The following is a 23,354-nucleotide window of genomic DNA, read 5'->3' on the forward strand; positions in this document are numbered from 1 at the left end:
GTCAAATTTCTCCTTTTTAACAGGTTTGAATTTCCCTGGGATATGGACAAACTTCTTCCTTTTAGGATTTTTCAATAAATCTCTATTATTCTTTAATACACCACGAGGAGACCCGCTATACATAATATTGAAATAAAACCAATTAAACATTAAACTACTGTATAAATATGTAGTCTAATAACATAAAATGTTACAAAAAAAAGGACATAATATTGTACTAATATTAACTATTAAAATATACAACCTAAACACATTATCCTTAATTTAGTTGACTTAAAAATCAATAGTATAATTGAAATTATTTAATCCAAAATATTATATACTTGTTACTATAGTAACTTTGCTTTGTTTTGTTTGTAACGCACAAAACGAAACCAACAATTGGTATTTTGGAAACCATTCTGGTATCGATTTTAATAATGGGCAATTTTCTACATTAAATGATGGAAGCATGTCTACTCCTGCTGGATGCGCAAGCATGTCAGACAGCAATGGTGATTTATTATTTTACACCAATGGTCAAACGGTTTGGAATAAAAACCATGAAGTTATGACCAATGGAAATGACTTAAATGCAGAAATAGACAATAATCAATCCTGTATAATTATTCCAGATCCCAGTGACACGAATAATTACTATATATTAACCACCAGAATTAACGCAGATTATGGAGGTATTTTTTATTCTAAAGTTGTCTTTAATGCTCAAAACCCATTAGGGCATATTTACACCAAAAATAATAGGATTACTACCACCTCAACACAAAGGATTACTGCAATGTATTCGCCCGAAACTAATTCTTACAAAGCTGTTGGATTAGGTAAAATTGGTGGATCTGCAGAGCAAACATTTAATGCATTATTTGTTATAAATGTTGGTACTTTAGGTACTGCACCTTTAAATAATATTACTTTAGAAAATACTATTACACTACAAGAAACTTTTTTTAGCACTTTAGGTACCATTAAATTTTCACCAAATGGACAAACAATAGCAATTGGAGATAGCAGTAGCAACTCTAGTGTTTATATTTATAATTTTAATGCTTTAACCAATTCTGTTTCGTTTCAACAAAGTTTTAATGCAGGTTATATTTTTAACCCAATCCCTATAGAAGGACTAGAGTTCTCTGCAGATTCCGAATTTTTATACATTACAGGAAATTTATCTGGCACTGCTTTTCTTCATAAATATATTGTTAATTCTTCAGCATCATTTAATGAGAAAATTTTATTAGCTACTTCGTCTTCAATTAATTTTGGTGCTTTACAATTGGCAACAGACTCTAAAATTTATATGGCTAATTATGCAACAGATTCACCTTATCATTTAAATACATTAGGCGTTATACATAATCCAGAAGACCCTGAGGAAATAAATTTTGAGCCATCAAGTATCCCACTTATAAACTCTGCAAGTACTAAAGGATTACCTAATTTTGTGACCTCTTATTTTAGAAATAAAATTATTGCTAAAGACGATTGTTTTTATGAAGCTATAGATTTCTCGTTAGATGCTTATGGACCAATAACTACTGCTAACTGGGAGTTTGGTGATGGTAATACTGCTATTGGATTAAACCCATCACATCAATACGCACAATCTGGAACTTATACTGTTAGAGCATTGATAACTGTTGGTTCTAATCAAATAGAACTTTTCAAAAAAATTAAAGCTCATCCAGTGGCGACCATGACAGATGGTTACACGTTATCTCAATGCGATATTGATAACGATGGAATATCAAATTTTAACTTAACAGAAGCTTATAACGGTTTAGAAAATGGTGTTAGAGATAATTATCAATATCAATTTTATGAAACACAACTAGATGCAGATAATGACACTAATCCTATTACTAATCCAGAATTTTACACCAATACCTCAAATCCTCAAGAACTATTTTTAAATATCACTAATGAATTTGGTTGTGTAAATACAGATTCATTTTTTATAGAAGTACAAAGTCAAGACTTAGTGGTTTTAGATCCCTATATAGTTTGTGAAGGCTCAAATGACATATTTGGTGATTATATAGGTCGATTTAATATCGCCAATAAAATTGAAGAATTAAGCACCTATTTTAATCTTGCAGATGATGAATATATAAGATTTCATAGTACTTTAGAAGATGCTTTAGCTAACACTAATCCGTTGTATTTTGATTATGATAGTGCTAGTACAACGCTTTGGATAATTGTAAGAAAAAATAATGGTGATTGTGGTACAATAGCATCTATGGAATTGGTTGTAAATCAATCTTTAGAATTTGACATAGAAGACAGTTACCAACTATGTGTACTACAACCTAACCCTGTTTTAGATGGAGGAATATCCAATGATTCTTGGGAATGGCAAGACACTTCTACTGGTGCAATACTATCTACACAACGATTTTATGAACTATCAAATCCAGGCACCTATCAACTTACTGTTACCAAATTAGAAAATGGATTACTGTGTACAAAATCTCAAGTATTTGAAGTATTAGCACCTGTTATACCAACTTTTGAAGAAATTGAAATTGATGGTACTAATCTTTATATTTCTATAAATGGAAATAGTCAGTATGAGTTTTCATTAGATAATCAAGATTTTTTTGGTCAACAAACTGCTTATACTTTTTACGGAGTAGAACCAGGTATTATTGAGATTTTTGTGAGAGATGTTAATGATTGTGAGCAGTCTATACAAACGGAAGTGTCTTTTATACATTATCCTAAATTTTTCACTCCTAACGATGATAACAAAAATGACCAGTGGTCTGTTTTTGGTGTTAACGAGAACCTATACAAACAAGCAGAAATTACAATTTTTGACAGGTTCGGAAAAAGACTTTATGGCTTTACACTAAAAACTATCCATCGAGGTTGGGATGGTATGTATAACAATGTTCCGTTACCAAATTCTGATTATTGGTTTAAAATTACGTTAGTAGACCAAAACGATCAAGTCATTGAAAGTTCTGGGCATTTTACCCTAAAACGATAACCACATTTTTAATTTAAAGTTTACAACTTAGCAATTATCTTAATAATTTCTACATAATTATCTATTACGCCAAAAGAAAGGCGTAAGTAAAATCAATACCGTAAATAATTCTAAACGTCCAATAAGCATTAAAAAAGCAGACCACCATTTACCAATTGGTGGTAAAGACGCGTAATTATTGACTGGTCCAAAATCACCTAAAGCTGGACCAACGTTTCCTAAACTAGATGCTGCAATACCAATAGAGGATTCAAAATCAATTTGCATCATTGAAAAACCTAATGACCCTATAATAAAAGCAATCATATACAAAATAAAGAATCCTAGTATATTAAATACAATGTCTCCAGACACTGCTCTTTTATTATATCGAACAGGTAATATGGCATTAGGATGTAAGGTGCGTTTAAACTCTAAAAACCCATTTTTAATTAACAATAAATGACGAACGACTTTAACACCTCCTGCAGTACTTCCAGCCGAACCACCCAAAAACATGAGTCCAAAAAAGAATACCACTAAAAAGGGTGTCCACATGGTATAATCTGCAGTTACAAATCCTGTAGTTGTAATTATAGCTAATACTTGAAATAGCCCATGTCTAAATGCGCTTTCACCTTCTCCTAAAACTTGTGGATGAGCAATACTTGACGCAGATACATCTGCTCTAAAATAGATTAACAAAGCAGCAACTAAAGTGAAAATAGCTATAAATTTAAAGTAGAGTTTAAACTCTTCATCTTGAATTATTTTTTGCACTTTTCCTTTAAAAGCAAAATAACTAAGTACAAAGTTTGTACCTGCTAAAAACATAAAAACAATAATAATATATTGTATCATTGGTCTATCGTTCCAAAACGCAACACTTGCATTTTTGGTAGAAAATCCGCCAGTAGACAAGGTACTCATAGAATGGTTAATAGCATCAAAAAACGACATTCCTGCGACCTTTAGCAAAATTGTTTCTGCAGCTGTGTAACCAAAATAGATTAACCATAAACGTTTTGCTGTATCTGTTATACGTGGATGCAATTTATCTGCATTTGGTCCTGGTGCTTCTGCAGCAAATAACTGCATACCTCCAATTCCTAAAAGCGGAAGAATAGCTACAGCCAATACAATTATTCCCATTCCACCAATCCAATGGGTTAAGCTTCGCCAAAATAAAACACCGTTGGGCAAGACTTCAATATCATTTAAAATTGAAGCTCCTGTGGTAGTAAAACCTGACATTGTTTCGAAAAAAGCATCTGTAAAACTAGGAATACTTCCTGTTGCTAAATACGGTATAGCACCTGATAAAGACATAACAATCCATCCAAAAGATACAACAATGTAACCTTCACGTTTATTCATCTCTTTGTTGTGATTGCGATGATGTAACATCCCAAACAAACCAAAAATTAGCACACCTAAACCAGACAAAAACAACTGTAAGGTAACACCATCTTGATACAATAAACTTACTAGTGCAGATAGCAGGATAAATCCGCCATTAAAGACTAACAGTAGTCCAAAAAAGTATAATATAATTTTGTAATTAAGACGCAGTCTTTTTCCCATTATAAAAATAGTTTTTCAACCTCTTTAATAGATCGAGGTAAACAACATACTACTATATAATCACCTTCTTCTACTTTAAAATCTCCAAGCGCTATTAAACCTTCTTCATTTCTAATAACACCTCCTACAATTGCAGATCGTGGAAACTCGACTTCTTTAATTAATCGATTACAAATTTTAGATGTTGCTTTTACTTTAAACTCTAACAACTCTGCATTCATGTTGTTAAGCTTAGTCATTGCTACCACTTCTCCTTTTCGGATGTATCTAAATATATTGTTGGCAGCTAATAACTTTTTATTAATTAGTGTATCTATACCTATGGATTGAGACAATTCAAAGTAATCCATGTTTTCTACTAAAGCTATGGTCTTTTTTACTCCTTTGGATTTTGCCATTAAGCAGGACATGATATTAGTTTCAGAATTACCTGTAACAGATATAAACGCATCCATTTCGCTAATACTTTCTTCTTCTAAAAGCTCTACATTACGTCCATCTCCATTAATAACTAACACATTTGGTAAATCGTCTGCAAGGTCAAAAGCAATGTCTTTATTGCTTTCTACAAGTTTTACATTAAAATTGCTAGCAGATAAATCTCTTGCAGTTTTAAATCCAATTTTACTACCACCCAAGATCATAACATCTTTTATTGGTGTATTGGTTTTTCCTGTCATTTTACACAATTCATCATCACCACCAGCACTAGTTACAAAAACCACATGATCACCTTCTCTAAACTCGGTATCACCTCTTGGAATTATTGTGTATTGGGTTCCAAATCGTTGTATAGCAATAGGTACAAAATGAATTTCTGAAAACAACTGCGCAGCTTCTTTTACTGTTTTACCTACAAAACCGGCAGTTCTGGATAAACTTAAACTAACCATAGTTAAAGCACCTCCTTCAAACTCGTAACTATCCTTAAAAGCAGATTGATTTAACAATAATTGAATCTCTGAAGCAGCTAAACTTTCTGGCGAAATTAACTCGTCTATTCCAAATCTGGTAAAACCAACTTCATCTTTATGTGTAATAAATTCTGTGTTTGATATCCTAGCAATTGTACGTTTTGCACCTAATTGTTTAGCCAAAACGCAAACTGTAATGTTAGTAGTTTCTGATGCAGTAACACCAATTAGTAAGTCTGCTGAATCAATTCTAGCATCTTTTAAGACACTAATTGACGTAGCATCGCCTTTTATAACTTTAATATCTAAATGGTTTTCTGCGTAGGTTAGACTGTCTCTATCAGTATCAATAAGTGTAATTTCTTGAGACTCGTAAGACAATAATTTTGCTAAATGAAATCCAACTTCACCAGCTCCAGCAATAATTATTTTCATATATCTTTTTAAGTAAAGGGAATACAAAGATAATTAATTTAAAGATTTAAGTCTCAATTATTTATTCTTTTGAAGTTTTACAGACTATACTTAATGCATTATCTTTGCAAAAAAATCGATTTTGACAAAAGTAAATCCTTACAAAAATAGCGACTTAGGTAAAAAAGAGCAGGTCACCAAAATGTTTGATACCATTTCTAAAGAATATGATGGTTTAAACAGAGTTATCTCTTTTGGAATAGATATTAAATGGCGAAAAAAAGTTGTTGAACTAGTCAAAGCAACACAACCAAAAAATATTTTAGATATAGCTACCGGAACTGGTGATTTAGCAATTAATTTAGCTGAAACTAGCGCTGAAAAAATAGTAGGTTTGGATATTAGTAGCGGAATGCTAGAAGTTGGTAAGCAAAAAATTAAAACCAAAAATCTAGACAATAAAATTGAAATGATTATTGGTGATTCCGAAAATATGCCTTTTGATGACAACACCTTTGATGCTATTACTGTTGCTTTTGGTATCCGTAATTTTGAAACTTTAGAAAAAGGATTAAAAGACATATTACGTGTACTAAAACCTGGAGGTATTTTTGTGATACTAGAAACTTCTGTCCCTACAAAATTTCCTTTTAAACAAGGGTATCAATTTCATTCTAAAGTTATCTTACCAACGGTTGGTAGATTATTTTCTAAAGACAAAACTGCTTATAAATATCTAAGCGAAAGTGCTAACGTTTTTCCTTATGGAGAGGCACTAAACAATATTTTACGTAATATTGGGTTTATAAATGTTACAGATATGCCTCAAACATTTGGTGTAGCTACAATTTACAAAGCATCAAAATAATAATGAATACAAAACATATTTACCTTTTACTGTTTGCGCTATGTTTTACAACTGCTTCTCAGGCGCAGCTATTTTCTAAAGAAAAAGTAAAAAACTTAGAATCTGTGGATAAAGCCACCCTAAGTTGGGGTTATTACTTAGGTTTTAATAACCTAGATTTTAAATTTGATTACAATAATAATTTAGGAGACATCCAAACAGAACGTACCATTGGTTTTAATGTTGGTCTTTTAGGTAATTTACGTATCAACGATTATTTTGATTTACGTTTTGAACCAGGTTTGGTTATATCACAACGTAACTTAATGTATCAAGAAAATTATTTTGCAGATTTTGACGAAGACATCTCAGACTCGGATTTGTTACGTGAAGTCAAATCGACATATATCTATTTTCCTTTACTTTTAAAAATATCTACAAAGCGTGTTAATAATTTTAAACCGTTTATCTTAACTGGTATTTCTACTGCAATTAACTTATCTAGTAACGAGCAAAACCCTGACGATAATTATGCAGGAGAATTTAGGATGGTTAAAAATATGCAGTTTTTTGAGCTTGGTTTTGGTATGGATTTTTACTTAGATCGTTTTAAGTTTACACCATCCATTAGAGGTGTTTTTGCCATGAAAGACGAGATTGTAAGAGATAAAGACCCAAATAGTCCTTGGACCAGTAACATTAGCTTGATGCAAACGCGTGGGATTTTTATTAATTTTACGGTGCAGTAATTAAGTTGGAAGTTGTAAAGTTGCAAGTATTTAAATTTTTAAAAGAGACTGGTTACTGATAACTGATTACTACTTACTTTAAACACCTCTTCTAAACTCGCTTAACAAAATAGCACCTGCTGTAGCAACATTTAAACTTTCTGTTGCTTGAAGTTCTCCAAACCTTGGTATACTAATTTTATCGGTAACACAAGCTTCTATTGGTTTAGAAACTCCGTTTGCTTCATTGCCTAAAATTAAAATTCCTTCTTGTGGTAAGTTAGATTTGTATACATTGTTACCATCCATAAAAGCACCAAAAACAGGTAATTTAGTTTCCTTTAAATAGTGTTCTAAATCTACGTAATGCACGGACACTCTAGTTAAAGAGCCCATAGTAGCTTGCACAACTTTAGGGTTATAACAGTCTACAGTTTCTTGACTACAAATTAATTGTTTTACACCAAACCAGTCGCATAATCGTATAATTGTTCCTAAATTTCCTGGATCACGAATAGCATCTAAAGCCAAGATCAACCCTTGATCAATTAAAGGTTCAGTTTCTGGAATTTTAAATACAGCCAAAGCAGTATTAGGTGTTGTTAAACAACTAATTTTTTTTAATTCGGCTTCAGAAATTAGTGTTTCGTATTCAATATTAAAAGACTGTGTAGTCATTAAATCTACTAGCTTAAAACTAGAGTTCAAAAACTCTTTTATAACTTTAACGCCTTCAGCAATAAACAATTGATCTTGTTGTCTGTATTTTTTTTGCTTTAAACGGTTTATATTTTTTATTTGATTTTTTGAGAGCACAACTTTAAAATTTTTATAAAGAAAATGAAAAAAAAGCAGTTATCATTTGTGGGATTCTAATTATTTAAAATTTGTTTGTTCAATAAATAGTGTATTTTTGAATCTACAGTTTTTGTTAGGCATTATATTTGTAATTAACAGCGTTAATAGTTAGCAATCCATTTGAAACATTTTAATAATAAAATACTAGTTTTAGTAGCTTTAACCATACTTCTTTGTGGATGTAACTCGGTTAAACGTGTTGCAGATAACCAATATCTGTTAACTAAAAACCACATTACAATTAATGATAAAAAAGTAACTAACGATACGATTTCAAATCTACTATATCAACAACCCAATACTAGATTACCAATCCCATTTACAACTATTCCGTTAAGACTATATATTTATAATACTGCACGACCAAACATCGATTCTATTTTAAATGCTAAATATTATAGTCAGCCAGATAAAATGGCTAGACAGTCTAGATTTTTATCCAGAAAACAATTAGAGAAAAAAATACAAGCAAAAGCTAATTTTAATAAATGGTTAAAAAGTATTGGTGAAGCTCCGGTAATAATTGATACTGCTCTAACCAAAAAATCTATTACACGACTAGAAAACTATTACAAAGTTAATGGTTGGTTTAATGCAGAAGCAGACTATAAAATTAATGTTGTAGAGGATAAAAAAGCAACCATAGATTATTTTATAAATACTGGTAAGCCATATATTTTAGACACTATTTCATCTAAAATTAGCTCACCAATGGTTGAAGACATTTACAATCAACACAAAGAGGAAAGCTTATTAAAATCTGGTAAACAATATAGAATTAATAATGTTTATGGTGAAGAAGACCGAATTGTAGAGCTAATGAGAAACAATGGTGTGTATCATTTTAGTCAAGATTATGTACGCTTTGTTGGAGATAGTATTTTAGGCAACAATAAAATTAACATCGAAACTATTATTGATGACCGATTAATTAGAGAGGACGAAACCTCCAGACGTGAGCCTTTTAAAGTTTTTAAAGTTAAGGATGTAAATATCTACACCAATAGTTCGTTTAAAGACAGAAATCAAACTATTAATGACACTACTGTTTATGATGGCTACAATATTTATAGCATAGGTAAACTTAAATACAAACCTAGAGCGTTAACTAATGCGGTTTTTATAACTCCTAATACTATTTTTAAAGACAAAAACAGACCACTAACCTCCAGAAAAATTAGTGATTTACGCACTTTTAAATATCCTAATATTGATTATGTAGAAAATCCTGACACAACGTTAACTGCTAATATATTCCTAACCCCATTAAAAAAGTTTGAATTAGAATTTAGCGCAGAAGCCTTACAAAGTAATATCCAAACTATTGGTTTTTCTGTTAACCCAAGCTTGCTAATTAGAAATGTATTTAATGCTGCAGAAACATTAGAAATTTCTGGCTTTGTTTCTGTTGGAGCTTCAAAAGATGGTAATAATAGTCAAGATCAATTTTTTGATATTAATGAGACTGGAGCCAATTTAAAATTGACCATTCCAAGATTATTTTCTCCTTTTAATACCGAGAAAATTATCCCTAAATCCATGTTTCCAACTACCAGATTAACCGTAGCCACCTCCAGTCAAACCAATATAGGTCTAGACAAGCAAACATTTACTGGCTCTTTTAATTATAGATGGTATCCTAATAATACTGTGACTAATAGGTTTGATTTATTTAATATACAGTTTGTAAAAAACTTAAATACTGCTAATTATTTTAATGTTTATGAAAACTCTTACGACTCATTAAATGGTATTGCTCAATCTTCAGGATTTATAAATGCTTCAGAAGATTTAAGTATTCCAACAGGTGCAGATACTTTTTTAAGTTTAGTCCAAAATGGCACCTATAATAGTATCCTGTCTGAAGACGATTTAGACACAGCCAATGCAATAAACGAGAGAAAACAAAGACTAACAGAAGACAACCTTATCTTTTCTTCAAACTTTAATTATGTTAAGGATAAAAGAGATAACATTACAGATGAAGACTTTTCTATTTTTAGAGCCAGGTTAGAATTAGCAGGAAATGTCTTTGCAGCAACTTCCAAAATATTAGGCTTAGAAAAAAATGAAAACGGTAAATACGAGCTGTTTAACGTTGCGTTCTCGCAATACGTAAAAACAGAGTTAGATTATATTAAACATTGGAGCTTAGGCTATAAAAACGTACTAGCAATTAGAACATTTTTTGGTATTGCAATCCCATATGGCAACTCTACAAACATCCCATTCTCAAAAAGTTTCTTTGCTGGAGGTGCAAATGATAACAGAGCGTGGACAGCCTATAATTTAGGACCTGGACGTTTAGAAACTTCTAACGAGTTTAATGAAGCCAATTTAAAAATAGCATTAAGTGCAGAGCAACGCTTCAATCTTTTTGGACCATTAAATGGTGCCATTTTTGTTGATGCAGGAAATATCTGGAATGTTTTTGACGACATAGAACAAGATGAAGCCACCTTCTCTGGTTTTGAATCTTTAAAAGACATAGCTGTAGGTTCTGGTTTTGGGTTACGTTACGACTTTAACTTTTTTGTACTACGTGGTGATATAGGCTTTAAAACCTACGACCCTTCCTACCCTATGGGAAACCGATGGTTTAATGATTATAATTTTTCTAACGCAGTTTATAACATTGGTATTAACTATCCTTTCTAGTTATTTTTTAACAATTTAGCTAAAACGTTTGCGTGGTTTTATGAGTATTTCCTCATAAAATATTGCAATTTTCATTACTTTTGGAGCTATACAAATTCAACTAAAAAAAATAAAAATGGCTCATAATATCAAACCAGGAGTTGCAACCGGAAAAGAAGTTCAAGAAATTTTCAAACTAGCAAAAGAAAAAGGATTTGCCCTACCAGCAGTAAATGTAATTGGCTCTAATACAATTAATGGAGTACTAGAGACTGCTGCAGCATTAAATGCTCCAGTAATCATACAATTTTCAAATGGTGGCGCACAATTTAATGCTGGAAAAGGATTAAGTAACGAGGGTCAAAAAGCAGCAATTGCAGGATCTATAGCTGGTGCAAAACACGTGCATTTAATGGCAGAAGCCTATGGTGTACCTGTAATTTTACATACAGACCATTGTGCAAAAAAATTACTTCCTTGGATTGATGGATTATTAGACGCAAGCGAGCAACATTTTGCAGAAACTGGTAAGTCATTATACAGTTCGCATATGATTGATTTAAGTGAAGAACCACTTGAAGAAAACATAGAAATATGCAAACAATACCTAAAAAGAATGAGCAAAATGGGTATGACCCTAGAAATAGAATTAGGGATTACAGGAGGTGAAGAAGATGGTGTAGATAATAGTGATGTAGACGAGTCTAAATTATACACACAACCAGAAGAAGTAGCTTACGCCTATGAAGAGCTAATCAAAGTTAGCGACCAATTTACAATAGCAGCAGCATTTGGAAATGTGCATGGTGTTTATAAACCAGGAAACGTAAAACTAACTCCAAAAATTTTAAAAAATTCGCAAGAGTTTTTATCTAAAAAACACAACTTGCCACACAACCATATAGACTTTGTATTCCATGGTGGTTCAGGATCTACTCTAGAAGAAATTAGAGAAGCAATTGGTTACGGAGTCATAAAAATGAACATCGACACAGACATGCAATACGCATTTATGAGTGGTGTTAGAGACTATATGGCAGACAAATCAGACTATTTACAATCTCAAATTGGTAGTCCAGATGGTGCAGATTCTCCAAACAAAAAATACTACGACCCACGCGTGTGGTTACGTAAGGGAGAAGTAACGTTTGTAGAGCGTCTTAAAAAAGCGTTCGAAGATTTAAATAACGTCAATACTCTATAACATAATTTTGGCGTTACCCAAGGGTCGGGCTCTCGCAAGTCGCAATCAAAGATGTGCTCCAACAATTGCTCCATCCCTAACGCAAGCCAAGGTAAATTCATAAATTAAAATTCCGTTTAAACACTGTAACAATAGTGCGTAAACGGAATTTTACATTTCAAAAAAAACCATAACTACAGATAGCTATCACAATTTTTGAGATTGATTAATAAAAAATGTAATTTTGTACGCTTGCATAAAGCAAACAAAAAACTAACTAATAGCAATAACGGTATTAAATTAAACAATAATATACTACCGTAAATCTAAAATCATAAATCAAATGGCTTGGTTTAAAAGAAAAGAAAAAGGTATACAAACCGCAACCGAACAAAAAAAAGACATCCCTAAAGGATTGTGGTATAAATCTCCCACAGGTAAAATTGTAGATTCTAAAGAATTAGAAAAAAACTTTTACGTAAGCCCAGAAGACGGTTACCACGTACGTATTGGAAGTAAAGAATATTTTGAAATCTTATTTGACGACAATAAATTTAAAGAGCTAGACGCTAACTTATCCTCAAAAGACCCATTAAAATTTGAAGACACAAAAAAATATCCAGACCGTTTAAAAGCAGCAGAAGACAAAACAAAACTAAAAGACGCTGTACGTTGTGCAGTGGGTAAATCTAAAGGAAAAGATTTAGTTATAGCTTGTATGGATTTTGCTTTTATTGGAGGATCTATGGGTAGTGTTGTAGGCGAGAAAATTGCAAGAGCAGCAGACTACTCTTTAAAAAAGAAACTACCCTTTATGATTATCTCTAAATCTGGAGGTGCACGTATGATGGAAGCTGCATTATCATTAATGCAATTAGCAAAAACCTCGGCTAAATTAGGACAATTAGCAGATGCTGGCATCCCATACATCTCATTATGCACAGACCCAACAACTGGTGGTACTACTGCCTCTTTTGCAATGTTAGGAGATATTAATATTGCAGAGCCTGGTGCTTTAATTGGATTTGCTGGACCACGTGTAGTACGCGATACCACAGGACAAGAATTACCAGAAGGCTTTCAAACTTCAGAGTTTTTATTAGAACATGGCTTTTTAGATTTTATTACACATCGTAAAGAATTAAAAAATAAAGTCAATCAATATATAGACTTAATCACTAATCAGCCTTTAAGAGCATAAAAAAAGCGAGCCAAATGGCTCGCTTTTTTTATATCCTATTTTTAACTTAATTTAAAGTTATAGTTACAACTTGTCCATTTGCAAACGTAAATGTTGCTTGGTCATCGCATGTGCCTTCACCATAATTAAACACTCCAGAAAAATTGGTTCTTACAACATCTACACTTCCGCTTACAAAGTAACCACATCCTGCTTCTCTTCTTAATGGGATATCTACAACATAACTATGTGAATTACCATTTACAAATGTTGTTGTCCAATCACCTGTAATTTCAAATACATTATCACTAAAAGTTCCACTTCCAAAACCTTGAATCCATTCTCTAATTTTTGTTCCAGTTCTACTTGCTTGTAAACCATTTGGCCAATTTACTGTTATATCTAAGGTTTTTGTAAATTGTGGATTTCCGTTAACATTCGATAATTCTCGAAGAATAGTTTTACTTCCTACTATGTTTAGGTTATTAATATAAAACTCTTCTAAATCTTTAGTGATAAAAATTTCTTGGGCTTGTGGATTTCTAGTATAAGATAAAATCATTTTTCCTTTTAACACATAATTGTTTACCAAACATCCCTCAGTTCCAAAATCTATTGTTAATTCTCTAAAATTTTGCTCCATAACTAAAGTTACAGTTACACAATCAGGTAACATATAATTAGGTGTACTGGTTCTAGAAGACTCACTTGCTTCTTGTATTTCAAATACTTGGATAGCAATATCTTCCATAACTTCAATATTTCTATCAATTTCAGAAGACATTACAACTTCTGAATAATTTTCGTCTTGTGTATTAAAATCTGCAGATTCATCTTTGCTGCACGACGTAAACAATAAGCCTAAAGTGGCAATTGCTACAATTGTTTTTGATGTTACATTTAAATTTTTCATATTAGTTTGCATTTAATGTTAATATAATGTTAAGACCAGATAGAGTTAAAATGGTTTAATATAACCATCAAAAAAAAAGATAAAACCTATTAAATAACTAAAAATTACTATATTTGCGCCTCGAAAGATAGACTTTCGTGTACATAACAATCATTTACAATAATATTAGCATGTATTTAACAAAAGAAGATAAAGAGAAAATCTTTAAAAAACATGGTAAAAATGCAAAAGACACTGGAACTGCAGAAGGACAGATTGCATTATTTACAGAAAGAATTAACCACTTAACAGAACACTTAAAACAAAATCGTAAAGATTTTAACACAGAGCGTTCGTTAGTAAAATTAGTAGGAAAGCGTCGTTCGTTATTAGACTACTTAACTAAGAAAGATATCTTAAGATATCGTGCAATTGTTAAAGAATTAGGATTAAGAAAATAATCTAAATACAAAGACCACGCTTTTTAGCGTGGTTTTTTGATATATACAACTCGGATTGGACGAGTATAACATCCAATATTGAAGAAGCTAATTACAGTTTTTCATTGGTCAACAACAACTACTACTACCACAACACAACGACCATTGTTTAATTAGAATTAAAATATTTATGATTCCAAAAGTTTTTAAAGAGGTCATAGACCTAGGCGACGGTAGAACTATTTCTATCGAAACCGGAAAATTAGCAAAGCAGGCACATGGTTCTGTTGTTGTTCAATCAGGAAACTGTATGTTACTTTGTACTGTAGTTTCAAATTACAAGCAATCAGATGTAGACTTTCTACCTTTAACAGTAGACTACAGAGAAAAATTTGCTGCTGCTGGACGTTATCCAGGAGGTTTCTTCAAAAGAGAAGCAAGACCTAGTGATGGAGAAGTATTAACCATGCGTTTAGTAGACCGTGTTTTACGTCCATTATTCCCAAAAGATTATCATTCTGAAACTCAGGTAATGATACAATTAATGTCGCATGATGACGATGTGATGCCAGACGCTATGGCTGGACTAGCTGCATCTGCTGCAATTCAATTATCAGATTTCCCGTTTGAATGCCCAATCTCTGAAGCAAGAGTTGGTCGTATTAATGGCGAGTTTGTTATTAACCCAACACGTGCGCAATTAGCAGAGTCTGATATAGACATGATGATTGGTGCTTCTGCAGATTCTGTAATGATGGTAGAAGGTGAAATGGATGAAATTTCTGAAGAAGAAATGACAGAAGCTATCAAATTTGCACACGAAGCTATTAAAGTACAATGTGCTGCACAAGTAAGATTAGCTGAAGCTTTTGGTAAAAAAGAAGTACGCGAGTATGAGCCAGAAAGAAATGACGACGAGTTAGCTAAGAAAATCCATGATATGGCATACGATAAAGTATATGCTGTAGCTAAAGCTGGATCTGCTAAACATGAGCGTGGAGCTGCATTTGCAGAAATTAAAGAAGAAATAAAAGCCACTTTCTCTGAAGAAGAATTAGAAGATTTTGGCGGATTAATATCTAAATATTACAGTAAAGCTGAAAAAGCTGCTATTAGAGACTTAACCTTAAATGAAGGGTTGCGTTTGGATGGTCGTAAAACGGACGAAATCAGACCAATTTGGTGTGAGATTGATTACTTACCATCTACACACGGATCGTCAATCTTTACCCGTGGAGAAACTCAAGCATTAGCTACTGTAACTTTAGGAACCTCTAGAGAAGCTAATCAAATAGATATGCCATCTTTTGAAGGTGAAGAGCGTTTTTACTTACACTATAACTTCCCTCCTTTTTCTACTGGAGAAGCAAGACCAATTCGTGGAACCTCTCGTAGAGAAGTTGGACATGGTAACTTAGCACAACGTGCCTTAAAAGGTATGGTACCAGAAGATTGCCCATACACAGTACGTGTAGTGTCAGAAGTTTTAGAATCTAACGGTTCTTCTAGTATGGCAACGGTATGTGCAGGAACTATGGCGCTTATGGATGCTGGTGTACAATTAAAAAAGCCAGTTTCTGGTATAGCAATGGGATTAATTACTGATGTAGAATCAGGAAAATATGCTGTTTTATCGGATATTTTAGGTGACGAAGATCACTTAGGAGATATGGACTTTAAAGTAACTGGTACTGCAGATGGTATTACTGCTTGCCAAATGGATATTAAAGTAAAAGGATTATCGTATGAGATTTTAGTAAATGCACTAAAACAAGCACGTGATGGTCGTTTACATATCTTAGGTAAATTAACTGAAACTATAGCAGAACCTAAAGCAGAAGTTAAAGAACACGCACCAACAATGGTAACAAGACGTATTCCAAACGAGTTTATTGGAGCATTAATTGGACCAGGTGGTAAAGTCATTCAAGAATTACAGAAAGAAACAGATACTACAATAGTTATTAACGAAGATCCTGTTACAGAAGAAGGAATTGTTGAAGTTTTAGGTGTTGGTAAAAAAGGTATTGATGCTGTTATGGCTAAAATAGATTCTTTATTATTTAAACCTGAAGTTGGTAAAGTTTACGAAGTAAAAGTAATTAAAATGCTAGATTTTGGTGCAGTCGTAGAATATACACAAGCGCCAGGAAACGAAGTATTATTACACGTAAGCGAACTAGCTTGGGAGCGTACAGAAAACGTATCTGACGTAGTAAATATGGGAGATGTTTTTGAAGTGAAGTACTTTGGTTTAGACCCAAGAACTCGTAAAGAAAAAGTATCACGCAAAGCTATCTTACCAAAACCTGAAGGTTATGTAGCAAGACCACCAAGAGACAATAACCGTTCTGGTGGACGAGACAACAGAGGTAGAGATAACCGTCGTGACGACCGTAAACCAAGAGAAGACAAGAAGGAGGATTAATTCTTTTTAACTTTTAATATATCTAAAAGCCCATCAAATATTGATGGGCTTTTTTTATACATTTATTACAGTAAAGTAAGATTAGAGGACATAAAAAGCCCTTTAGATTATGCAATAAATAAATTATCTTTACGGGATAACGACAATAAAAAAATTTCCATATCCTGATATATTTACGGGATATAGACAATAAAACTTACTATATAACGAGTTACCTGCAAGCTGAAAAAACCACGAATGAAAAAATATATTAATCTGATTTTAATATTAGTTACAGCATTAAACTGTAAAGCACAAGATAATTTAAAGGACTTTTATTATCCGTTTTCAAACAAAACAGAAACTAAAGTATATAAATACGTTGACAAAAATGATTCTACAAAAGTTGAATATTGGAAAGTCATAGCAATCACAGAAACAAGTGAATTAAAAACAGTTTCTTACGATTCTGACTTCAATATTTACAACACATTTGACGAAGTGATATCCGAAAATGGTGCTGAACTAGTTGCTTACTCTGACTTTGAAGTAAATGAAAAAGGAGAAAGAAAAGAAATTGAAGCCGAAGTAATAGACAAGGATGTTTATAAATGGAATGGTGATAAAGTATATACTTATTCGGTTAAATACGTAAATAAATATGGTCGCTTTGATTTTAAAAAGAAAAGAACAGAATTTGGACTTGAAACAATTTCTGTAAACGGAAAAGAATTTCAAGCAATAAAATTTAGAGACGAGTATATAGTTTTAGCTCTTGATCACGATGTGGAACAAAGGTTTTATCAAGACACATATTACGTGAAAGACATTGGAATGATAAAATATAAAAGAAAAATCCCAATTCAACACGAACTAATCGAATTAGAATTAGCGGAAATCCTAACAGAAAAGGAATTTGAAAAATTAAAAGCCAGCAGGTAACACCGTGTATAATTAATTGCTAGGTCACTGCCGACTTACGAACATTCCTGCGGAATATTCTATTTGTGATTTATTTGCTAAATTAGGTGCTTAACCACGCAACTAACCATACACAAGACCGTTACTCATCGAACTCAAAGAATGAAATTAAATTCAAAAAAAATAGGCAGATTATTGATTTTTAAATATTTGGGAATTACAGTTCTGATATTAATTTTATTGTTAGCCTTATTTAATTCTTTATCGACTGAAATGAATGAATCTATAAATCGGAATTTAATTCATCCATTTTCAAGTGAGCCGAAATATTTCACAGTTCAAATAGTGTTGAATTTAATAATTATTTTTTTCATCTCTGGGAATATAGGAAAGTCTATCATTGAAAAAAATAAAGACCCATTTTGGACAACATTTTTTGGTTATTTAAAAATGTCGATTGGAATATTTTTCATAGCGATGTTATCTGAAATGACTCTAAGAGCATTTGAATTTGGAATTGACTTTAAATTATTCGGACTTGGATTTTTGATTTGGGTTTTTACTGGTGCACCAATATTTTTAATAATTGGAGGAGTTTATGGAGGAATAACAAGTTGGTTTATCGGAAAAGAAATTTTGAACAAAAAAACGCATTACAACAACGTGTATAATTAATTGCTTTGGTCGTTGCTTATTTGGAAAATTCCTTCGGAATTTTCTCGGGTTCGTTTTTGTTTACTAAATTAGTTGCTTAACCACGCAACTAACCATACACAACAACGTTGGCAATAATATAGCCGAACGCAAAAAAACGGACAAATAATTAAATGAAATACAGCATTCCTGATAAAAGAGAATTAACCAAATCCGAAATTGAATTTCTGACTTATTTGTTTGAAAAAGAAAAGGCAGAATGGACTAATTTAATCGGAAATCTGAAAGTTATTGCGAGATGTGGTTGCGGAAATTGTCCGACTATAATATTTGGAAAAACATTAGAATCGGAAATTCAAAAAGGAAATTTAATAATAGATTACGTTGGAAAAGGTAAAAGCGGAGAATTGATTGGAATATCTGTGTTCGGAACTAACCAAATGCCTACTGAATTGGAATTCTACTCAATAGACGGAGAATCTGAAATTATAGAAATGCCAAAAATTGAAACGCTAAAATCTATAAAGGAAAATCTAACTGAATAAAAAATACGTTTGCCAACATCCGTGTATAACAAATAGAAATCGACGAAATACATTAAATCAAAACTTTAAAAAACTTAGCAACACAAAAAAATAAATAAACTTTTTTGTAACAAAATGTGTCTTTTGTGCGTATAACCATTGATAGCAATTTATTCATACCCTATTTTTAGGATAAAATCACAACTTATTTAGATGAGACAACTTAAGATTACCAAACAGGTAACCAACCGTGAAACCGCGTCTTTAGACAAATACTTACAAGAAATTGGAAAAGTTGACTTAATTACCGCAGACGAAGAAGTAGAATTAGCACAACGCATTAAAGCAGGAGACCAATTAGCTCTTGAAAAATTGACTAAAGCTAATTTACGTTTCGTTGTTTCTGTAGCTAAGCAATATCAAAACCAAGGGTTAACGTTACCAGATTTAATTAATGAAGGTAATTTAGGACTAATTAAAGCTGCACAACGTTTTGATGAAACGCGTGGTTTTAAATTTATATCCTATGCTGTTTGGTGGATTAGACAATCTATATTACAAGCGTTAGCAGAACAATCTAGAATTGTGCGTTTACCGCTTAACAAGATTGGATCTATTAATAAAATAAACAAAACGTTTGCCTTTTTAGAGCAAGCACATGAGCGTCCTCCAAGTGCAGAAGAGATTGCTAAAGAATTAGACATGACCATTAACGATGTTAAAGAGTCTATGAAAAATTCTGGTCGTCACGTCAGTATGGATGCGCCTTTAGTAGAAGGTGAAGATTCTAATTTATATGATGTATTAAACTCTGGAGAGTCACCAAATCCAGACCGAGAATTATTACACGAATCATTACGTACAGAAATTGAGCGTGCTTTAGAAACACTGACACCTCGTGAAGCAGACGTTATTAGATTATACTTTGGCTTAGGAAACCAACACCCAATGACATTGGAAGAAATAGGTGAAACCTTTGACCTAACCAGAGAACGTGTAAGACAAATTAAAGAAAAAGCGATTCGTAGATTAAAACATACGTCTAGAAGTAAAATATTAAAAACTTACCTAGGGTAAGTTTTAAATTCCAAAACACAAATTTAAATTCCAACAGTAAACAGTTTGGATTTTAGATTTGAAAATATTGGAATTTTATCCCAACAAACAGTTAATCATAACTGTTCGTTTTTTGATTGATGAAAGAACCCGAAGCTGATTACTTCGGGTTCACTCATTTTAGAGTATATGAGTTGTTATTATTATATTTACACTCCAATACCAACTTAATGCTTAAAACTATCTGTTATAAAAGTCGAGTTAATCCAAATCTTAGATTATTAGATTTTGAAGCTCTTTTTAACAAAACTCAGCTAAATAACAATAGTCAAAACATCACTGGTGTTTTAATAAAAAAAGACAATGAATTTTTTCAGATATTAGAAGGTGACTCAGAAACATTGGACACACTTTATGAGTTAATCAAAAAAGATTATCGTCACTCTAAGATTAAATTACATTTAAATAAACCCATTAAACAATTAAACTTTAAGTCTTTTGATGTTGGCTACTCAGTAATAAATGATATTAAAACCCTGTATAGTTTACAATTCTATATAAAAACATTACAGGATAATAATATAGAAAATAGTGATTTCTTTTTTCAATTTATTGAATCGCTATTAGAACCTAATTCATAAAAGTAGTAGTTTTACAAAAAATAACACAAAACCAATAAAATGTCTTCAAAATTAATTGCTCCTTCCATGCTAGCTGCCGATTTTGGCAACTTACAACGCGATACAGAAATGGTTAATACTAGTGATGCCGATTGGTTTCATATAGATGTTATGGATGGACATTTTGTACCTAACATCTCATATGGAATGCCTGTAATAGCTGCTATTAAAAAGCATGCTACCAAACCATTAGATGTGCATTTAATGATAGAAAAGCCAGAACGTTACATAGAGGAATTTGCTAAAGTTGGAGCAGACATTATTACAGTACATCACGAATCTACAGTACACTTACATCGTACATTAAGACAAATTAAAGATGCTGGCTGTAAAGCTGGTATTGTTTTAAACATTACAACACCTGTCTCTGTTTTAGAAGATATTTTACCAGAATGTTATATGGTGCTACTTATGTCTATAAACCCTGGTTTTGGTGGTCAAAAATTTGAAGAGGTGACCTACCAACGTATAAAAAAATTACGTAAAATGATTGATGAACAAGGTTTAGACACTAAAATAGAAATTGATGGTGGTGTAACAGATCAAAACATCCAAAAATTAGTGGAAGCTGGTGCAGATGTTTTTGTTGCTGGTAGCCATGTTTTTAAAAGTGAAAATCCTACACAAACTATTGCCAATTTAAAATCTTTGGCTAACTCATAATAAAGGCTCCAAAATTTGGAGCCTTATTTAATTACTTATTTATTTCTATCCCTTAAAACTGTCTAATTAAGTAATTAATTAAATCTGTTGTAGTCACTATACCAACCAATTTTTCGTGATCTACAACAGGTAATGCATGAAACTCTTTTGTTGCTAACAATTCTGCAACCTCTTTAATTGTTGTACTACTAGAGACACTTACTAAGTTTTTAGCCATCACTTGCTCTATAGTAAACATATTATATACTATACTTTCTACGTCTAAAGCATACTCGTCTGCTGCATCTGCAAAACTAATTCTTAGCAAATCTGTGTAGCTTAATATCCCAATAATAGCCTCTCCACTAACCACAGGAATATGTCTAATATTATGTTGTTTAAATAACTGTTCTGCTTGTTCTAAATCGTCTGTTTTATGTAAAGTAATAACCTGTGTGGTCATTATTTCTGATACAGGAGTTCTTTTTTTCATTTATAGTAGCTTTTAATTTCAATATTAAAATTAGTATTAATAAACCTTAATAAACATGATAAAAGTCAGCTGAAACAAAATTAATAACCTGCAAAGTTAAAGTTAAGCATCTGCTTCACTTTAGTGTAAATCTCTGGGAATTGTCTTTTAAACTCTTGTGGTGTTTCAATAAATGTTTCGATGATTACCGAAACAAATTCAAATTGATTGGTATAGGCGTAATCCCTAAAATAGTCTGAAGCAACTAAGCGGTCTTTGTAGTTTTCATTGATTTCAAGATAATTTGCAATATCTGCAAAACTATTTAAAAATATTGCTGCTTTTGGACCACGCTCTTTTAAATTATCTATATGAATAGCATGTACAAACTCATGAATAGCCAGATTGTAATTGTCATTTTCAATAGAATAACCATGCAAGAAATCTTCCCATGAAAATACTATTGCTTTATAGGCTGGATTAAATTCGCCTTTATGTAATTGTTGATTGGTATTAGAGTAAAACGCTTTTGGATACAGTATAACCTTGTCTAATAGTTTGATGTTATACCTTCTAAAACCAAAAGTTAGCATAGTTGCAGTAGCTGCAACAAGCACTTTCATCTGGTCTGTTATTTGCAGATTGTCTTTGCCAATAAATTGGTGTTTACTAATAAATTGCGCGACACGATGCTCAAAATAGGTTTGATTTTTTGGTGATAATTTTTTAAAAAATGAAAACTCATTTTTTAAAATAAAATTCTGAGCTGGACTTAACTTTTTTAACCTTAAATAAAAATGATTATATAATGGTTTTTTAAATTTTGACACAAACTGAAACTCAACTATCAAATATATTCTGTACAGAACAAATAAGATAATTACAATGGTACCTATAGCTAGGACATACTTGTACACTAATGGATTTTCTTTAAGTTCTGTTTGGGATTGTAAGGCTAAAAAAAATGTAGTCATTAATAATTAGTAGTTAGTATTTTCTTTTTGTTACATCCATATTAATCTTTTGCAAAATAACACATTCTATAAAAGACGTTTTGGATTTTAATTATGTTTATTAATTTCTCTAAAACTTAATATTTATTAAATAACCGAATAGTCATTCATTATTAATGTTTTAAAACATATTTTAAAGGATTAAGTGCGATTTTGTAATATAATTCTTCCTTAATCATCTTCATACAGTAGAAATTAATGTCTTTTTAGACTATTTGAGTCAAAAAAAGACCAGAATCAATGAATGATTGCCCACTATAACTGGTTTACCAATTGTATTTTATTAAAAAACAATCAATTGCCTCCCTTGTTTCACTAAATATAAAATGTTAAAAAA

The 23,354-nt window shown here is 31.8% G+C and carries 20 protein-coding genes; 14 read left to right on the forward strand and 6 right to left on the reverse strand.

Features of this window, described 5'->3' with window-relative positions:
* Window positions 1-292: 292 nt before the first annotated feature.
* On the forward strand, window positions 293-2,992 hold the full coding sequence (locus LY08_RS08610; RefSeq protein ID WP_111660051.1) for a T9SS type B sorting domain-containing protein: 2,700 nt from the start codon (window positions 293-295) through the stop codon (window positions 2,990-2,992).
* 57 nt (window positions 2,993-3,049) lie between these two features.
* Here LY08_RS08610 and LY08_RS08615 read toward each other — a convergent pair whose 3' ends face one another.
* Window positions 3,050-4,555 (reverse strand): TrkH family potassium uptake protein, encoded by a 1,506-nt coding sequence (locus tag LY08_RS08615; RefSeq protein WP_111660052.1) that lies wholly within the window; start codon window positions 4,553-4,555, stop codon window positions 3,050-3,052.
* A complete protein-coding gene (gene trkA, locus LY08_RS08620; protein WP_111660053.1) occupies window positions 4,555-5,904 on the reverse strand; it encodes a Trk system potassium transporter TrkA in 1,350 nt (449 codons plus the stop codon). Before trkA ends, LY08_RS08615 begins: the two co-directional genes overlap by 1 nt.
* Window positions 5,905-6,025: 121 nt before the next feature.
* Between trkA and ubiE the strand changes: the two genes are divergently transcribed.
* Window positions 6,026-6,751, forward strand: coding sequence for a bifunctional demethylmenaquinone methyltransferase/2-methoxy-6-polyprenyl-1,4-benzoquinol methylase UbiE (gene ubiE, locus LY08_RS08625; protein ID WP_111660054.1), 726 nt, complete (start codon window positions 6,026-6,028; stop codon window positions 6,749-6,751).
* A 2-nt stretch (window positions 6,752-6,753) separates the two neighbouring features.
* Window positions 6,754-7,479, forward strand: coding sequence for a type IX secretion/gliding motility protein PorT/SprT (gene porT, locus LY08_RS08630; protein WP_111660055.1), 726 nt, complete (start codon window positions 6,754-6,756; stop codon window positions 7,477-7,479).
* A gap of 78 nt (window positions 7,480-7,557) precedes the next feature.
* Here porT and LY08_RS08635 read toward each other — a convergent pair whose 3' ends face one another.
* On the reverse strand, window positions 7,558-8,274 hold the full coding sequence (locus tag LY08_RS08635) for a TrmH family RNA methyltransferase (protein WP_111660056.1): 717 nt from the start codon (window positions 8,272-8,274) through the stop codon (window positions 7,558-7,560).
* Window positions 8,275-8,436: 162 nt separating this feature from the next.
* Between LY08_RS08635 and tamL the strand changes: the two genes are divergently transcribed.
* The 3 genes from tamL (at window position 8,437) to accD (ending at window position 13,337) form a co-directional block, all read left to right on the forward strand.
* Window positions 8,437-10,974 (forward strand): translocation and assembly module lipoprotein TamL, encoded by a 2,538-nt coding sequence (gene tamL, locus LY08_RS08640; RefSeq protein WP_111660057.1) that lies wholly within the window; start codon window positions 8,437-8,439, stop codon window positions 10,972-10,974.
* A gap of 115 nt (window positions 10,975-11,089) precedes the next feature.
* Window positions 11,090-12,157 (forward strand): class II fructose-bisphosphate aldolase, encoded by a 1,068-nt coding sequence (fbaA, locus tag LY08_RS08645; RefSeq protein ID WP_111660058.1) that lies wholly within the window; start codon window positions 11,090-11,092, stop codon window positions 12,155-12,157.
* Window positions 12,158-12,479: 322 nt separating this feature from the next.
* Window positions 12,480-13,337 carry an acetyl-CoA carboxylase, carboxyltransferase subunit beta gene (gene accD / locus LY08_RS08650; RefSeq protein ID WP_111660059.1) on the forward strand — a complete coding sequence of 286 codons (858 nt, stop codon included), beginning with the start codon at window positions 12,480-12,482 and terminating at the stop codon, window positions 13,335-13,337.
* Window positions 13,338-13,383: 46 nt separating this feature from the next.
* Here the strand turns inward: accD and LY08_RS08655 are convergent, their stop codons facing one another.
* On the reverse strand, window positions 13,384-14,229 hold the full coding sequence (locus LY08_RS08655; protein ID WP_245907573.1) for a hypothetical protein: 846 nt from the start codon (window positions 14,227-14,229) through the stop codon (window positions 13,384-13,386).
* 170 nt (window positions 14,230-14,399) lie between these two features.
* Here LY08_RS08655 and rpsO point away from each other — a divergent pair, with 170 nt between their 5' ends.
* The 8 genes from rpsO (at window position 14,400) to rpe (ending at window position 21,553) form a co-directional block, all read left to right on the forward strand.
* Window positions 14,400-14,669, forward strand: a complete 270-nt coding sequence (rpsO, locus tag LY08_RS08660) for a 30S ribosomal protein S15 (RefSeq protein ID WP_111660061.1) — start codon at window positions 14,400-14,402, stop codon at window positions 14,667-14,669.
* A 169-nt stretch (window positions 14,670-14,838) separates the two neighbouring features.
* Entirely contained in the window at window positions 14,839-17,076 is a 2,238-nt protein-coding gene (locus LY08_RS08665; RefSeq protein ID WP_111660062.1) for a polyribonucleotide nucleotidyltransferase, read from the forward strand.
* Window positions 17,077-17,313: 237 nt separating this feature from the next.
* A complete protein-coding gene (locus LY08_RS08670) occupies window positions 17,314-17,997 on the forward strand; it encodes a hypothetical protein (RefSeq protein ID WP_111660063.1) in 684 nt (227 codons plus the stop codon).
* Between the two features lie 141 nt (window positions 17,998-18,138).
* Entirely contained in the window at window positions 18,139-18,651 is a 513-nt protein-coding gene (locus tag LY08_RS08675) for a hypothetical protein (protein ID WP_111660064.1), read from the forward strand.
* Window positions 18,652-18,803: 152 nt separating this feature from the next.
* Window positions 18,804-19,175: a hypothetical protein gene (locus tag LY08_RS08680; protein ID WP_111660065.1), complete on the forward strand. Its 372-nt coding sequence runs from the start codon at window positions 18,804-18,806 to the stop codon at window positions 19,173-19,175.
* A gap of 192 nt (window positions 19,176-19,367) precedes the next feature.
* Window positions 19,368-20,231, forward strand: coding sequence for a sigma-70 family RNA polymerase sigma factor (locus tag LY08_RS08685; RefSeq protein WP_044402461.1), 864 nt, complete (start codon window positions 19,368-19,370; stop codon window positions 20,229-20,231).
* A 209-nt stretch (window positions 20,232-20,440) separates the two neighbouring features.
* The gene (locus LY08_RS08690) at window positions 20,441-20,851 is read left to right on the forward strand and encodes a BLUF domain-containing protein (protein WP_211305925.1); all 411 of its coding nucleotides are present in this window, start codon (window positions 20,441-20,443) and stop codon (window positions 20,849-20,851) included.
* Between the two features lie 39 nt (window positions 20,852-20,890).
* On the forward strand, window positions 20,891-21,553 hold the full coding sequence (rpe, locus tag LY08_RS08695) for a ribulose-phosphate 3-epimerase (protein ID WP_111660067.1): 663 nt from the start codon (window positions 20,891-20,893) through the stop codon (window positions 21,551-21,553).
* Window positions 21,554-21,605: 52 nt separating this feature from the next.
* On the opposite strand, the gene LY08_RS08700 is transcribed toward rpe, so the two are convergent.
* On the reverse strand, window positions 21,606-22,025 hold the full coding sequence (locus LY08_RS08700; protein ID WP_111660068.1) for a CBS domain-containing protein: 420 nt from the start codon (window positions 22,023-22,025) through the stop codon (window positions 21,606-21,608).
* 80 nt (window positions 22,026-22,105) lie between these two features.
* Window positions 22,106-22,978: a zinc-dependent peptidase gene (locus LY08_RS08705; protein ID WP_111660069.1), complete on the reverse strand. Its 873-nt coding sequence runs from the start codon at window positions 22,976-22,978 to the stop codon at window positions 22,106-22,108.
* Window positions 22,979-23,354 lie beyond the last annotated feature (376 nt).

This window comes from Olleya aquimaris, from assembly GCF_003259525.1.
GTDB lineage: Bacteria > Bacteroidota > Bacteroidia > Flavobacteriales > Flavobacteriaceae > Olleya > Olleya aquimaris.

Coding starts and splice junctions, on each gene's coding strand:
- LY08_RS08615 (WP_111660052.1), bottom strand. CDS start 4,555: ATGGGAAAAAGACTGCGTCTTAATTACAAAATTATATTATACTTTTTT.
- trkA (WP_111660053.1), bottom strand. CDS start 5,904: ATGAAAATAATTATTGCTGGAGCTGGTGAAGTTGGATTTCATTTAGCA.
- porT (WP_111660055.1), top strand. CDS start 6,754: ATGAATACAAAACATATTTACCTTTTACTGTTTGCGCTATGTTTTACA.
- fbaA (WP_111660058.1), top strand. CDS start 11,090: ATGGCTCATAATATCAAACCAGGAGTTGCAACCGGAAAAGAAGTTCAA.
- accD (WP_111660059.1), top strand. CDS start 12,480: ATGGCTTGGTTTAAAAGAAAAGAAAAAGGTATACAAACCGCAACCGAA.
- LY08_RS08655 (WP_245907573.1), bottom strand. CDS start 14,229: ATGAAAAATTTAAATGTAACATCAAAAACAATTGTAGCAATTGCCACT.
- rpsO (WP_111660061.1), top strand. CDS start 14,400: ATGTATTTAACAAAAGAAGATAAAGAGAAAATCTTTAAAAAACATGGT.
- LY08_RS08665 (WP_111660062.1), top strand. CDS start 14,839: ATGATTCCAAAAGTTTTTAAAGAGGTCATAGACCTAGGCGACGGTAGA.
- LY08_RS08670 (WP_111660063.1), top strand. CDS start 17,314: ATGAAAAAATATATTAATCTGATTTTAATATTAGTTACAGCATTAAAC.
- LY08_RS08675 (WP_111660064.1), top strand. CDS start 18,139: ATGAAATTAAATTCAAAAAAAATAGGCAGATTATTGATTTTTAAATAT.
- LY08_RS08680 (WP_111660065.1), top strand. CDS start 18,804: ATGAAATACAGCATTCCTGATAAAAGAGAATTAACCAAATCCGAAATT.
- LY08_RS08685 (WP_044402461.1), top strand. CDS start 19,368: ATGAGACAACTTAAGATTACCAAACAGGTAACCAACCGTGAAACCGCG.
- LY08_RS08690 (WP_211305925.1), top strand. CDS start 20,441: ATGCTTAAAACTATCTGTTATAAAAGTCGAGTTAATCCAAATCTTAGA.
- rpe (WP_111660067.1), top strand. CDS start 20,891: ATGTCTTCAAAATTAATTGCTCCTTCCATGCTAGCTGCCGATTTTGGC.
- LY08_RS08700 (WP_111660068.1), bottom strand. CDS start 22,025: ATGAAAAAAAGAACTCCTGTATCAGAAATAATGACCACACAGGTTATT.
- LY08_RS08705 (WP_111660069.1), bottom strand. CDS start 22,978: ATGACTACATTTTTTTTAGCCTTACAATCCCAAACAGAACTTAAAGAA.